Annotated in this window: 12 protein-coding genes; all 12 read left to right on the top strand. The window is 68.5% G+C overall.

Translation table 11 applies throughout. From position 1 onward, the window contains the following. Positions 1-9: 9 nt before the first annotated feature. The gene (locus tag ACYVII_RS00115) at positions 10-273 is read left to right on the top strand and encodes a phosphoribosyl-ATP diphosphatase (protein ID WP_460529152.1); all 264 of its coding nucleotides are present in this window, start codon (positions 10-12) and stop codon (positions 271-273) included. A 59-nt stretch (positions 274-332) separates the two neighbouring features. Continuing rightward, positions 333-1,214: an ATP phosphoribosyltransferase gene (hisG, locus tag ACYVII_RS00110; protein WP_460529149.1), complete on the top strand. Its 882-nt coding sequence runs from the start codon at positions 333-335 to the stop codon at positions 1,212-1,214. A gap of 18 nt (positions 1,215-1,232) precedes the next feature. After that, positions 1,233-1,997 carry an imidazole glycerol phosphate synthase subunit HisF gene (gene hisF, locus ACYVII_RS00105; RefSeq protein WP_460529146.1) on the top strand — a complete coding sequence of 255 codons (765 nt, stop codon included), beginning with the start codon at positions 1,233-1,235 and terminating at the stop codon, positions 1,995-1,997. A gap of 14 nt (positions 1,998-2,011) precedes the next feature. Next, positions 2,012-2,422: a phosphoribosyl-AMP cyclohydrolase gene (hisI, locus tag ACYVII_RS00100; protein WP_460530471.1), complete on the top strand. Its 411-nt coding sequence runs from the start codon at positions 2,012-2,014 to the stop codon at positions 2,420-2,422. Then, complete coding sequence (locus ACYVII_RS00095) at positions 2,419-3,972, top strand: anthranilate synthase component I (protein ID WP_460529143.1); 1,554 nt, start codon at positions 2,419-2,421, stop codon at positions 3,970-3,972. The genes hisI and ACYVII_RS00095 overlap by 4 nt, the downstream gene beginning before the upstream one ends. A gap of 1 nt (position 3,973) precedes the next feature. After that, entirely contained in the window at positions 3,974-4,675 is a 702-nt protein-coding gene (locus tag ACYVII_RS00090) for a Trp biosynthesis-associated membrane protein (RefSeq protein WP_460529140.1), read from the top strand. 38 nt (positions 4,676-4,713) lie between these two features. Further along, positions 4,714-4,944 (top strand): DUF6704 family protein, encoded by a 231-nt coding sequence (locus ACYVII_RS00085; RefSeq protein WP_460529137.1) that lies wholly within the window; start codon positions 4,714-4,716, stop codon positions 4,942-4,944. Positions 4,945-4,947: 3 nt separating this feature from the next. Next, positions 4,948-5,736 (top strand): indole-3-glycerol phosphate synthase TrpC, encoded by a 789-nt coding sequence (gene trpC, locus ACYVII_RS00080; protein WP_460530469.1) that lies wholly within the window; start codon positions 4,948-4,950, stop codon positions 5,734-5,736. 2 nt (positions 5,737-5,738) lie between these two features. Next, positions 5,739-6,974, top strand: coding sequence for a tryptophan synthase subunit beta (trpB, locus tag ACYVII_RS00075; RefSeq protein WP_460529134.1), 1,236 nt, complete (start codon positions 5,739-5,741; stop codon positions 6,972-6,974). Next, complete coding sequence (trpA, locus tag ACYVII_RS00070) at positions 6,971-7,774, top strand: tryptophan synthase subunit alpha (RefSeq protein ID WP_460529131.1); 804 nt, start codon at positions 6,971-6,973, stop codon at positions 7,772-7,774. The genes trpB and trpA overlap by 4 nt, the downstream gene beginning before the upstream one ends. Before the next feature lie 80 nt (positions 7,775-7,854). After that, positions 7,855-8,853, top strand: a complete 999-nt coding sequence (gene lgt, locus ACYVII_RS00065; RefSeq protein WP_460529128.1) for a prolipoprotein diacylglyceryl transferase — start codon at positions 7,855-7,857, stop codon at positions 8,851-8,853. 151 nt (positions 8,854-9,004) lie between these two features. Continuing rightward, positions 9,005-13,582, top strand: coding sequence for a glutamate synthase family protein (gltB, locus tag ACYVII_RS00060; protein WP_460529125.1), 4,578 nt, complete (start codon positions 9,005-9,007; stop codon positions 13,580-13,582). The last annotated feature ends 2 nt before the right edge of the window (positions 13,583-13,584 follow it).

The following is a 13,584-nucleotide window of genomic DNA, read 5'->3' as shown; positions in this document are numbered from 1 at the left end:
CCTGGTGGGGTGAAGACCTTCGACGACCTGTTCGCCGAGCTGACGCAGAAGGCCGAGACCCGACCAGAGGGATCCGGTACCGTGCGCGAGCTCGACGCAGGCATCCACACCATCGGCAAGAAGATCGTCGAAGAGGCCGCCGAGGTGTGGATGGCGGGCGAGTACCAGAGCGATGACGAGACCGCCGAGGAGATCTCCCAGTTGCTCTACCACCTTCAGGTGCTCATGCTCGCGAAGGGCCTCACGCTGCAGGACGTGTACCGACATCTGTGAACGGCACCAGCCCAGCCGATGACAGCTGCCAGATACACGACAAGAAAGACCTGCACCCCATGCTGAAGATCGCCGTGCCCAACAAGGGCTCGCTCTCCGAAACCGCCGCCCAGATGCTCGCCGAAGCCGGCTACAACGGACGCAAAGACCCCAAGGAGCTCATCGTCGCCGACCCGGCGAACGACGTCGAGTTCTTCTACCTTCGCCCGCGCGACATCGCCACCTATGTCGGCAGCGGTGCGCTTGACGTGGGAATCACCGGCCGTGACCTACTGCTGGACTCCGGATCGCCCGCCGAAGAGATCGACGAGCTCGGCTTCGCCTCCTCGACGTTCCGGTTCGCCGGACCGGCGGGGCGGTTCACCGATGTCAAGGATCTCGAGGGCCACCGGGTGGCCACCAGCTACGACGGACTGGTCGGCGGCTATCTGCGCGATGCGGGCGTCTCGGTGACGCTCGTCCGCCTCGACGGGGCCGTCGAGTCGGCGGTGCGCCTCGGCGTCGCGGATGCCGTCGCCGATGTCGTCGAGACCGGTTCCACCTTGCGCAAGCAGGGTCTCGAGATCTTCGGGCCTGTCATTCTGCAGTCGCAGGCCGTGCTGATCGCCGCCCCCGATGGGGCCGCGCGGGCGTCGGCGGATGCCTCGGCCGAACAGGAGCGGACATCCGGCCTGGCCACGCTGCACCGCCGCCTTCAGGGGGTCATGGTCGCCAGGCAGTACGTGCTCATCGACTACGACCTGCCTTCGCACCTGATCGAGAAGGCGGTCGCCCTCACGCCAGGCGTCGAGTCGCCGACGATCTCGCCGCTGCGCGACTCCGGTTGGGTCGCAGTGCGGGCCATGGTGCCGCGCACCAGCACCAACCGCACCATGGACGACCTCTACGAGCTCGGCGCCCGGGCCATCCTGGTGACCGCGATCCACGCGGCGAGGCTCTGAGGCGTAGGAGGGCTTTCGATGTCTCTTGCGATCCGGGTCATCCCGTGCCTCGACGTTGCCGACGGGCGCGTCGTGAAGGGCGTCAACTTCGCGAACCTGCGCGACGCCGGCGACCCCGTCGAACTCGCCGCCAGGTATTACGAGCAGGGCGCCGACGAGCTCACGTTCCTCGACGTGACCGCCACGGTCGAGGGCCGTGCCACGACCCACGATGTCGTGCGGCGCACGGCGGAGCAGGTCTTCATCCCGCTCACCGTCGGAGGGGGAGTCCGTTCGAGCGATGACGTCGCGCGGCTCCTCGGCAGTGGCGCCGACAAGATCGGCGTGAACAGCGCGGCCATCGCCCGTCCAGCGCTCATAGCGGAGATCGCCGACCGGTTCGGTGCGCAGGTGCTCGTGCTCTCGCTGGATGTGAAACGGTCGCCGCGCACCGATTCCGGCTTCGTGGTGACCACACACGGCGGCCGCACCGAGACCGATCTGGATGCCATCGCCTGGGCGCGGCAGGCCATCGACTTGGGCGCGGGGGAGCTCCTGGTGAACTCGATCGACGCTGACGGCACGAAACAGGGTTTCGACCTCGAGCTCGTGCGCCGGATGCGCGAGGCCAGCACCGTTCCGGTGATCGCATCCGGAGGCGCCGGCGCCGTCGAGCACTTCGCCCCAGCGGTGGATGCCGGCGCGGATGCGGTGCTCGCAGCCAGCGTGTTCCACGACGGGCTGATGACGATCGGTGACGTGAAGGATGCCCTGCAAGCAGCGGGCGAGGAGGTGCGGCGGTGACCGACGAGGGTGCAGTGGCGCAGGGAGATCGCGAGCAGGCCAGGGAACAGGCATCCGCGATTCTCGATCGCGTGCGCTTCGACGACAAGGGGCTTCTGCCCGCCGTCATCCAGCAGTGGGACTCCCGTGAGGTGCTCATGGTCGGCTGGATGGACCGCGAGGCGTTCCTGCGCACCATGAGCGAGGGCAGAGTCACGTTCTGGTCCAGGTCGCGCCAGGAGTACTGGCGGAAAGGCGACACTTCGGGTCACGTGCAGTACGTGCGCGGCGCCGCGCTGGACTGCGACGGCGACACCCTGCTGGTGCGCGTCGAGCAGATCGGAGCCGCGTGCCACACCGGAACGCGCACGTGCTTCGACACCGACCTCCTGGATCCGCTCGAGATCCAGACTCCCGTGCAGCACGCCGAACGGAGCGGATCATGAGCAGCGCGGGAACCACCACGCGCGAGCGGTTCGAGGAGCTGCTCGGCACACGGCGGGTCATCCCGGTCGCTCGCGAGCTCTTTGCCGACGGCGAGACACCGGTCGGCATCTACCGCAAACTCGCAGACGGACGACCTGGCACGTTCCTCCTCGAGTCGGCCGAGCAGGGCGGGATCTTCTCCCGCTACTCGTTCGTGGGCGTCGCAGCGTTCGGCGTTCTCACGCAGAACGGCGACGACGCTCTGTGGCTGGACTACGGACTGGATGCCTCGGCCGCGTTCGGAGCGGATGCCGCATCCCGGCTGGCTGCGACACCCTCGCTCGAGCTGCTCGCGCTGCTGTACGAGCGCTGGCGCTCCGAGCCGGTCGAGGGCATGCCGCCCCTCACCGGCGGGCTCGTCGGCTTCATCGGCTGGGAGGCGGTGCGCCAACTGGAACGGCTGCCCGACCAGCCGCCCGCGGAGTTCGACGTTCCCGGTCAGGCGCTGTGCTTCGTCTCCGACCTCGTGGCCGTCGACCACCGTTTCGGCACTGTGCAGCTCATTGCGAACGTGCTCGCCCCCGGCGACGATGCGGGCGCCGACTGGGCCGACAAGCGCTGGGCGGATGCCCAGGCAAGGCTCGATCGCATGCAGGCCGCGCTGTCGAAGCCGGCCGAGGCGCACCTCGAGCGCGCGGACTTCTCGATAGCGCCCTCGCCCGTCTCCCGCACCCGGCGAGAGGACTTCCTCTCCTCGGTCGAGACGGCGAAGGAGCGGATCAGGGCGGGCGACATCTTCCAGGTCGTCGTCTCCCAGCGGTTCGAGCTGCCGACGGCTGCCGACCCGCTCGACGTGTACCGCGTGCTTCGCAGCCTCAACCCGAGCCCCTACATGTATCTGCTCCGGCTCGAGCGCGTCGGCGGAGCGCCGTACACGGTCGTCGGATCCTCGCCCGAGGCACTCGTGAAGGTGCAGGAGCGGCGAGCATACACGCATCCGATCGCCGGATCCCGGCCGCGCGGCGCGACGCCCGAGGAGGATGCCGAACTCGAGTCCGAGCTGCTCACCGACGAGAAGGAGCGAGCGGAGCACCTCATGCTCGTCGACCTCGCCCGCAACGATCTGGCTCGAGTGTGCGTGGCCGGTACCGTCGAGGTGACCGAGTTCATGCGGGTCGAACGATTCAGCCACATCATGCACATCGTCTCGTCGGTGGAGGGCGATCTGCGGGACGACGCCACCGCGGTCGACGTCTTCCGCTCGACGTTCCCGGCCGGCACGCTCTCCGGAGCGCCCAAGCCGCGGGCGCTGGAGATCATCGACGAGCTCGAGCCGGCGCAGCGAGGCGTGTACGGGGGAGTGGTGGGCTACTTCGGCTTCGGCGGCGACGCCGACCTGGCCATCGCCATCCGCACCGCCACCATCATGGACGGCGTCGCCCGTGTTCAGGCCGGGGGTGGCCTCGTGGCGGACTCCGTGCCGGAGAGCGAGTTCATCGAGTCGCAGAACAAGGCGGCGGCCCCGTTGCGCGCCGTGGCCATCGCGAACGCCCTGGAACGCGTGGTCTGACATGGCAGAGCGCACCCGACTCGCCGGTCGCCTCAAGTACGGCACGATGCTGCTCGCCGTGCTCGCCTGCGGTCTCGTGCTCAGTGCGTCGACGCAGACCTGGTACACGCTGCACCTCACGGCGGCCTCCGGTCATGCGGGGACGCTGACGGTGACCGGCGCCCAGGCCGCGCCGGCTATCGCCGCACTCTCTCTGGCTGGCGTCGCCTTCGCCGGCGCACTCGCGCTTGCCGGGCGCATCCTGCGCTACGTGCTCGCGCTGCTGGGCCTCGTGCTCGCTGCAGGCATCATCGGCTCGACGATCTCCGCGATGGCGGATCCGGTCGCCACCGGCATCACCGTGGTCAGCAAGGCGACCGGCATCGCCGGCGACACCAGCGTGCGCGCCATCGTCTCCCGCGCGGATGCCTCGCCCTGGCCCGCGCTCGCGCTGGCCGGCGGTATCGCGCTGGCGGTCGCCGCGCTCTGCGTCGCCGGCACCGGCCACCTGTGGCCGGCCACGTCGCGGCGCTACGGCACGACGGAAGAGGTACCGAACGCGCGCTCCGCGCACCTCGAGGGGCGGGACGTTCCGGACGACGAGAACGCCCTGTCGCCCGCAGATCGCCGAGCAAGGGCCCGCGACGCCGCCATCGACGACTGGGACGAGCTCAGCCGCGGAGACGACCCCACCGAAGACGGGCAGGATCCTCCCGTTCGATAGGATGGGAAGGTCCCACTCGCCAGTACCGAAAGAGAGTCATGAGCGCTGAGTCCTCGGATCCGGGCCACGGCCACTCACCTGCCGCATGGACGGCCGTCATCATCATGCTGATCGGCTTCGTCGTCGGGGTGTTCGCCTTCTGGTTCGACCAGCCGTGGGTCGTCGTCGCGTGCGCGATCGTCGTGGTCATCGGCCCGATCGTCGGCCTCATCATGGCCAGGGCCGGCTACGGCGTGAACGGGCCGAAGTATCAGCCCAAGGGTCACTGAGTGCTGCTGAACGAACTCGTCGGCGGATCGGTGGCGGATGCCCGCGCTCGCGCCGCCGAGGTGCCGCTCGACGCTGTCGCCGCGGCCGCCGAACGCGCCCCTGATGCGCTCGATGCGCTTGCGGCGCTTGCACCCGCCGACCGCGTGAAGATCATCGCCGAGGTGAAGCGGGCGAGCCCATCTCGCGGCCGGCTGGCGGACATCCCGGATCCCGCTGCGCTCGCATCGCTGTACGAGCAGGGCGGGGCGAGCGCGATCAGCGTGCTGACCGAGCAGCGCCGATTCCTGGGGTCCCTCGACGATCTGCGAGCAGTGCGCCGGTCCGTCAGCATCCCCGTGCTGCGCAAGGACTTCATCGCCGAGCCATACCAGGTGTACGAGGCGCGCGCCGCAGGGGCTGACATCGTGCTGCTCATCGTGGCGGCGCTCGACCAGCCGACGCTGGTGCTGTTGCACGAGCTCACCGTGCAGCTGGGCATGACCGCCCTCATCGAGACGCACTCGGCGGAGGAGGTCTCCCGTGCGGTCGATGCCGGCGCCGCCCTGGTGGGCGTCAACGCGCGCGACCTCGACACGTTCGAACTCGACCGCGATCTCTTCGGGTCGCTCGCCGACCGCATTCCCTCAGGCGTCATCCGCGTCGCGGAGTCAGCCGTGCTCGGTCCGGACGACGTCGCGCACTACCGCGAGGCGGGCGCCGACGTGGTGCTCGTCGGTGAGGCGCTCGTCACGGGCGACCCGACGGCGCGCCTGGCCGAATTCCTCTCCGTGCCCATCCCCGACGGGAAGTGACCATGGCCTTACGCGACCAGAACGGTCCCGATTTCGGCGACTACGGCGGCAGGTACATGCCCGAGTCGCTCATCGCCACTCTCGACGAGCTCTCGGCCGAGTACGAGGCGGCCAAACAGGATCCAGCCTTCGCCGAAGAGCTGGCGCGGCTGCACGCCACATACACCGGCCGTCCGTCGATCATCACCGAGGTGCCGCGGTTCGCCCAGCACGCCGGGGGTGCCCGCGTCATCCTGAAGCGCGAAGACCTGAACCACACCGGATCGCACAAGATCAACAACGTGCTCGGCCAGGCCCTTCTCGTTCGCCGACTCGGCAAGACGCGCCTCATCGCCGAGACCGGGGCAGGCCAGCACGGTGTGGCCACCGCGACCGCCGCAGCACTTTTCGGCATGTCGTGCACGATCTACATGGGCGAAGTGGACACGAAGCGCCAGGCGCTGAACGTCGCGCGCATGCGGCTGCTCGGCGCCGAGGTCGTCCCGGTGAAGACCGGCTCGCGCACCCTGAAGGATGCCATCAACGAGGCCTTCAGGGACTGGGTCGCCAACGCGGACAACACGCACTATCTGCTCGGCACGGTCAATGGCCCGCACCCGTTCCCCACGATGGTGCGCGACTTCCACAAGGTGATCGGCGAGGAGGCCCGGCAGCAGGTGCTCGACCTCACCGGCCGGCTCCCGGACGCCGTTGCGGCGTGCGTGGGCGGAGGCTCGAACGCGATCGGCATCTTCCACGCGTTCCTCGACGACGCGGATGTGCAGCTCTACGGGTTCGAGCCGGGCGGTCACGGCATCTCCAGTGGCGAACACGGAGCGACACTCAGCGAGGGAACCCCCGGCATCCTGCACGGCACCAAGACTTATGTTCTGCAGGACGAAGACGGCCAGACCATGGAGTCGCACTCCATCTCGGCCGGTCTCGACTACCCGGGGGTGGGCCCGGAGCACGCGTGGCTGCGCGACATCGGACGCGCCAGCTACCTGCCGATCACCGACGACGAGGCGATGCAGGCGTTCCGGCTTCTCAGCCGCACCGAGGGCATCCTGCCCGCGATCGAGTCCTCGCACGCGCTGGCGGGCGCGCTCCAGCTGGGAAGCAAGCTGGGACCGGATGCCCTCATCCTGGTCAACCTGTCCGGTCGCGGTGACAAGGATGTCGAGACCGCCGGCGCGTACTTCGGCCTTCTCGACGAGAAGCTCCCCGGCACGGACGACGCGAACGGCACGACACGATGAGCGACGTGATGACGCCTGCCCACGTGGAGCCGGCCGTGGAGGCCGCACGCGCGACCCGTGGCGGTGCACTGGTCGGATACCTGCCGGTCGGCTTCCCCGATCTGGCCACGAGCATCGACGCCGCGGTCGCACTCGCCGAGAACGGTGTCGACGTGCTGGAGCTCGGGCTGCCGTACTCGGACCCCGTCATGGACGGGCCCGTCATCCAGGCGGCGACCCAGCAGGCCCTGCACAACGGCTTCCGCGTCAGGGACGTGTTCACGGCGTTGCGTGAGATCCGTTCCCGGTCGGATGTGCCTGCACTGGTCATGACGTACTGGAACCCGGTGGTGCAGTTCGGCATCGACCGCTTCGCCGACGAGCTCGCCGCCGCAGGCGGAAGCGGGCTCATCACGCCAGACATCACGCCGGACTCGGCCGCCGACTGGATCGCCACCAGCGACCGAACGGGGCTGGACCGCGTCTTCCTCGCTGCGCCGACCTCGAGCGACCAACGGCTGCGGCTGGCGGCCGGCGCCTCCCGCGGCTTCGTCTACGCCGTCTCCACCATGGGCATCACCGGCGAGCGCGCCGACGTGGATTCCGCGGCTCGCACTCTCGTCTCGCGTCTGCGCACCGCCGGGGCCGGCACCGTGTGCGTCGGCATCGGCATCTCGACGGGACAGCAGGTGCGCGAGGTTCTCGAGTACGCCGACGGCGCCATCGTCGGGTCGGCGTTGGTGCACGCGCTGGCGGACGGGGGAGTCGCCGGTGCCGCCGAGACGGCCAGGAGCCTCGCCGAAGGCGCACGGGCGCAGTAGTCCCACCAGCGGGACCTCTTAGACTTCAGTTGCGTTACGCGCGCTGCTTGCGCGCATCCACACGAAAGGGAACCCGACAGGTGATCGCACACCTCAGCATTCCGAGCCCGCCGATTGCGTGGCAGTCGATCCCGATCGACCTCTTCGGGCTGCACTGGGAGATCCGCACGTATGCCCTGATCATCCTGGTCGGCATCATCATCTGCACCATCTGGACGTCTCGCCGGCTCACACGCCGCGGCGGCGAGCCGGGCGTGGTCATCGACTTCCTCATCTGGGCCGTCGTGCTCGGTCTCATCGGCGCGCGTCTGTACCACGTGTTCACGCACCCTCACGACTACTTCTACCCGGGCGCGAACCCGTGGCGCATCTTCTTCATCTGGGAGGGCGGCAACGCCATCTTCGGGTCGCTGATCGGCGGCGCGGTCGGTGCGTTCATCGCCAGCAGGCAGACCGGGGTGCGCTTCCTCTCCTTCGCGGATGCCCTCGCCCCAGGCATCCTGCTGGCCCAGGCCATCGGCAGGCTCGGCAATTACGTCAACCACGAGCTGTACGGGCTTCCCACGAACCTGCCGTGGGGGCTGCAGATCGAGAGCACGAACGCCGCGTACCCGACGGGTCTTCCGAGCGGCACGCTGTTCCAGCCGCTGTTCCTGTACGAGATCATCTGGAACGTCGTCGGCGTCATCGTGCTGGTGGCGCTCGAGAAGCGGTTCCAGTGGCGCTGGGGCAAGATGTTCGCCGGCTACCTGATGTGGTACGGGCTGGGGCGCAGCTACCTCGAGTCCATCCGCATCGACCCGAGCGAGTACTCGTTCCTGAGCATCCCGTTCAACGTGTGGGCGGCCTTCCTCGCCTTCGTGCTCGGGCTGGTGCTGTTCGTCGTGCAGTCGCGCAGGCACCCTGGACTCGAGACGAGCGTGTACCTGCGCGGCCGTGAATGGAAGCAGTCCGGCGACGCGGTAGACTCGTTCGACACCGATTCCGATGAGGACAACGTCGACGACGACGCCTCCGCGACGAGCAATTCGAGCGAATCGCGTGAAACCAAGGCCGAAGCCACAAGCTCTGCAGGCTGATCCCAACGACAACTGGCTGACAGGTATCACGGCACACCCGTACAGCCACGTTGCGAGCGTCACCCCACCACACGGCGGGCGACCCGCGAATCCCCTCCCTGTCCACGGGCCGACGTCGTCCCTCTCCCCGATCGATGTGAGGACGGTACCCATGGCGCAGCGCACCCCGTTTTCCCGGTTCAGCACCGTTCCCGACGCCCAGGGCCTTTACGACCCGAGCGCCGAGCGCGACGCGTGCGGCCTGGCGATGGTCGCCACCCTGCGCGGCACCGCCGGCCACGACATCATCGACAACGCGCTCAACGCGCTGCGTCACCTCGAGCACCGCGGCGCGGTCGGCTCCGATGCGGGGACCGGTGACGGTGCAGGCATCCTGACGCAGATACCGGATGCCTTCCTGCGCGCCGTCGTCGACTTCGAGCTTCCGCAGGTCGGCAAGTACGCCGTCGGCAACGCGTTCCTTCCGTTGGAGGACACCGACCGCGCACCCGTCAAGGCGGCGATCGAGCGTATCGCCGACGAAGAGGGACTACGCGTGCTCGGCTGGCGCGAGGTGCCGGTGCGGGCGGACGAGATCGGCACGCTCGCCCGTCAGGCGATGCCTGCCATCGAGCAGCTCTATGTCGACACCGAGCGCACCGCCGAGAACGGTTCGCACCTGTCCGGAATCGCGCTCGACCGGCTCGCATTCCGGCTGCGCAAACGAGTCGAGCGCGAGCTCGACGTGTACTTCGCATCGCTGTCGGCCCGCACCCTGGTCTACAAGGGCATGGTCACGACGCTCCAGCTGGAGCCGTTCTATCCCGACCTCTCCGACGAGCGGTTCGCCTCGAAGCTCGCGCTCGTGCACTCCAGGTACTCGACCAACACGTTCCCGTCCTGGCCGCTTGCCCAGCCGTTCCGCATGATCGCGCACAACGGCGAGATCAACACCGTGCAGGGCAACCGCAACTGGATGCGCGCACGCCAATCACAGCTGCACAGTGACCTGCTCGGCGAGCTGAAGTCGCTGTATCCGATCGTGACACCGGGCGCGAGCGACTCGGCATCCTTCGACGAGGTCGTCGAGCTCCTCACGCTGAGCGGCCGCTCGCTGCCGCACGCCATCATGATGATGGTGCCGGAGGCGTGGGAGAAGCAGACGGAGATCGATCCGGCGCGCCGGGCGTTCTACGAGTACCACTCCATGCTCATGGAGCCATGGGACGGCCCTGCCGCTCTCGTCTTCACCGACGGCTCGCTCGTCGGCGCGACGCTCGACCGCAACGGGCTGCGCCCCGGACGCTACCTGATCACCGACGACGGTCTCGTCGTGCTGGGCAGCGAGACCGGCGTGCTCGACATCGACCCGAGCCGCGTCGTGCGCAAGGGGCGTCTGCGCCCCGGCAAGATGTTCCTCGTCGACACGGTCGAGGGCCGCCTTATCGAAGACGACGAGATCAAGTCGTCGCTGGCATCCGCTCAGCCCTACGGCGAATGGCTGGATGCCGGCCGCATCAACCTCAAGGACCTCCCGGAGCGCGAGCACATCGTGCACACGCCCGCGTCGGTGACGCGCAGGCAGCGCACCTTCGGCTACACGGAGGAGGAGGTGCGCATTCTGCTCACGCCGATGGCGAAGACCGGTGCAGAGCCGCTCGGCGCCATGGGCTCCGACACACCGATTGCGGTGCTGTCGAAGCGGCCTCGCCTGCTCTTCGACTACTTCACGCAGCAGTTCGCGCAGGTCACCAACCCGCCGCTCGACTCGATCCGCGAGGAGGTCGTCACCTCGCTGAGCCTTGGCCTCGGCCCGGAGCGCAACCTCCTCGAGCCCGGGCCGGAGCACACCAGCCAGGTCGTGCTCGACTTCCCGGTGATCGACAACGACGAGCTGGCGAAGATCCAGCACATCGACCCGGCGCCTGGACAGCGCACTACCGTGACCGTGCGCGGCCTGTACCGGTTCGACGCGGGTGTGAACGCCATGGAACGCCGCCTCGACGAGATCTGCGACGAGGTCAGCCAGGCGATCGCGGACGGCGCGAAGTTCATCGTGCTCAGCGACCGCGACTCGAACAAAGACCTTGCGCCCATCCCGTCGCTCCTGATGCTCTCGGCTGTGCACCACCACCTCATCCGCACGGAGGACCGTCTGAAGGTCGGGATCGTGGTCGAGGCCGGTGACGTGCGCGAGGTGCATCACGTCGCGCTGCTCATCGGTTACGGCGCCAGCGCGGTGAACCCGTACCTGGCGATGGAGACGTGCGAAGACCTCGTGCGCAGCGGCATGATCACCGGCATCTCCGGTGACAAGGCCGTGAAGAACGTGATCAAGGCGCTCGGCAAGGGCGTGCTCAAGATCATGTCGAAGATGGGCATCTCCACGGTGTCTTCGTACGCCGGTGCCCAGGCGTTCGAGGCGGTCGGACTCGCTCAGGAGTTCGTCGACGAGTACTTCACCGGCACCACCTCGAAGCTCGGCGGCGTCGGCATCGAGGTGATCTCCGCCGAGAACCTGGCGCGTCACCGCTCCGCCTACCCCGAAGAGGGTGCGGTGCTGGCGCACGAGCGCATGGCCACCGGCGGCGAGTACCAGTACCGCCGCGACGGCGCCCCGCACCTGTTCAACCCGGAGACCGTCTTCCGGCTGCAGCACTCCACGCGTACCCGCCGGTACGACATCTTCCGGCAGTACACGAAGCTCGTCGACGACCAGTCCGAGCAGCTCATGACGCTGCGCGGCATGTTCGACCTGCGCACAGGCATCCGGCCACCGGTGCCGATCGAGGAGGTCGAGTCCGTCGCCTCCATCGTGAAGCGCTTCTCCACCGGCGCGATGAGCTACGGCTCCATCTCGCGCGAGGCGCACGAGACCCTCGCCATCGCGATGAACCGGCTCGGGGGCAAGTCCAACACGGGCGAGGGCGGAGAAGACATCGACCGGCTGCTCGATCCCGAGCGGCGCAGCGCCATCAAGCAGGTGGCGTCCGGCAGGTTCGGCGTGACGAGCATGTATCTGACGCATGCCACCGACCTGCAGATCAAGCTCGCGCAGGGCGCGAAGCCCGGTGAAGGCGGCCAGCTGCCGCCCGCGAAGGTGTACCCGTGGGTCGCGCGCACCCGGCATGCGACCGCCGGCGTCGGTCTCATCTCGCCGCCGCCGCACCACGACATCTACTCGATCGAAGATCTGAAGCAGCTCATCTACGACCTGAAGCGCGCGAATCCGGATGCCCGGGTACACGTGAAGCTCGTCAGCGAGACCGGAATCGGGGCAGTCGCCGCGGGTACAGCGAAGGCTCTGGCCGACGTCATCCTGGTCTCCGGGCACGACGGGGGAACCGGCGCCAGCCCGCTCAACTCGCTGAAGCACGCGGGGACCCCGTGGGAGCTCGGCCTCGCCGAGACGCAGCAGACCCTCATGCTGAACGGCATGCGCGACCGCGTCGTCGTGCAGGTCGACGGCCAGCTGAAGACCGGGCGCGACGTCATCGTCGGCGCGCTGCTCGGAGCCGAGGAGTTCGGATTCGCCACCGCACCGCTCGTGGTCTCGGGCTGCGTCATGATGCGCGTCTGCCACCTGGACACGTGCCCGGTCGGCGTCGCGACGCAGAACCCGGTGCTGCGCAGCAGGTTCAGCGGCAAGCCCGAGTTCGTCGTCAACTTCTTCGAGTTCATCGCGGAGGAGGTGCGCGAGTACCTGGCCGCACTGGGCTTCCGCTCGATCGAGGAGGCGGTCGGTCACGTCGAACTGCTCGACGTGCACCGCGCCGTCGATCACTGGAAGGCGTCCGGGCTGGACCTCACGCCCGTGCTCCACGGGCCGCAGTTCCCCGAGGATGCCCCGCGCAGCAACCGCAGGCACCAGAACCACGAGATCGAGAAGCACTTCGACAACCGGCTCATCGAGCGGGCGGCCGACGTGCTCGAGCACGGCGGACATGTCGAGCTGGCGCTGCCCATCCGCAACACGGAGCGCGCGGTCGGAACCCTGCTCGGTCACGAGGTGACGGTGCGGCACGGCGAGCACGGCCTGCCAGACGGGTCGATCGATGTCACGCTCACCGGTTCGGCCGGCCAGTCGTTCGGCGCGTTCCTGCCGAGCGGCATCACGCTGCGACTCGAGGGCGACTCGAACGACTACGTCGGCAAGGGGCTCTCCGGCGGACGCATCGTCGTCCGACCGGATCGGTCGAGCGTGTTCCCGGCCGAGCGCAATGTGATCGCGGGAAACGTGATCGGCTACGGAGCCACGCAGGGCAGCATGTTCATCCGCGGAACGGTCGGCGAGCGGTTCCTGGTGCGCAACTCGGGTGCCACCGCCGTGGTCGAGGGCGTCGGCGACCACGCGCTGGAGTACATGACGGGCGGTCTCGCGCTGATCCTCGGCACGACCGGCCGCAACCTCGGCGCCGGCATGTCGGGCGGAACCGCCTACGTGCTGGACCTGCGTGAGGAGCGCGTCAACCGCGAGTCGCTGGCCACGGGGGAGCTGGAGCTCTCCACGCTCGGCAGCGGAGACATCGAGATCGTTCGCGACCTGCTGGAGCAGCACGTCGCCGAGACCGATTCGACCGTGGCCAAGACGCTGCTGACAGATCTCGAGGCGGCATCCGCTCGCTTCACGAAGGTGCTGCCGCGCGACTACGCCGCCGTGCTGGAGACACGCAGGAACGCTGTCGACGAGGGGCTCGACCCCGACGGTGACATTGTTTGGAATCGAATCTTGGAGGTCACCGGTGGCTGACC

Source organism: Humibacter ginsengiterrae (assembly GCF_054780115.1).
The sequence above is the reverse complement of the archived record's forward strand: the minus strand, read 5'-3'. Positions and strand labels throughout refer to the sequence as shown.

Bases quoted from the DNA above. Each gene is read 5' to 3' on its own strand.
- hisF (WP_460529146.1), top strand. From the start codon at position 1,233: ATGTCTCTTGCGATCCGGGTCATCCCGTGCCTCGACGTTGCCGACGGG.
- gltB (WP_460529125.1), top strand. From the start codon at position 9,005: ATGGCGCAGCGCACCCCGTTTTCCCGGTTCAGCACCGTTCCCGACGCC.
- ACYVII_RS00095 (WP_460529143.1), top strand. From the start codon at position 2,419: ATGAGCAGCGCGGGAACCACCACGCGCGAGCGGTTCGAGGAGCTGCTC.
- ACYVII_RS00085 (WP_460529137.1), top strand. From the start codon at position 4,714: ATGAGCGCTGAGTCCTCGGATCCGGGCCACGGCCACTCACCTGCCGCA.
- hisG (WP_460529149.1), top strand. From the start codon at position 333: ATGCTGAAGATCGCCGTGCCCAACAAGGGCTCGCTCTCCGAAACCGCC.
- trpB (WP_460529134.1), top strand. From the start codon at position 5,739: ATGGCCTTACGCGACCAGAACGGTCCCGATTTCGGCGACTACGGCGGC.
- trpA (WP_460529131.1), top strand. From the start codon at position 6,971: ATGAGCGACGTGATGACGCCTGCCCACGTGGAGCCGGCCGTGGAGGCC.
- ACYVII_RS00090 (WP_460529140.1), top strand. From the start codon at position 3,974: ATGGCAGAGCGCACCCGACTCGCCGGTCGCCTCAAGTACGGCACGATG.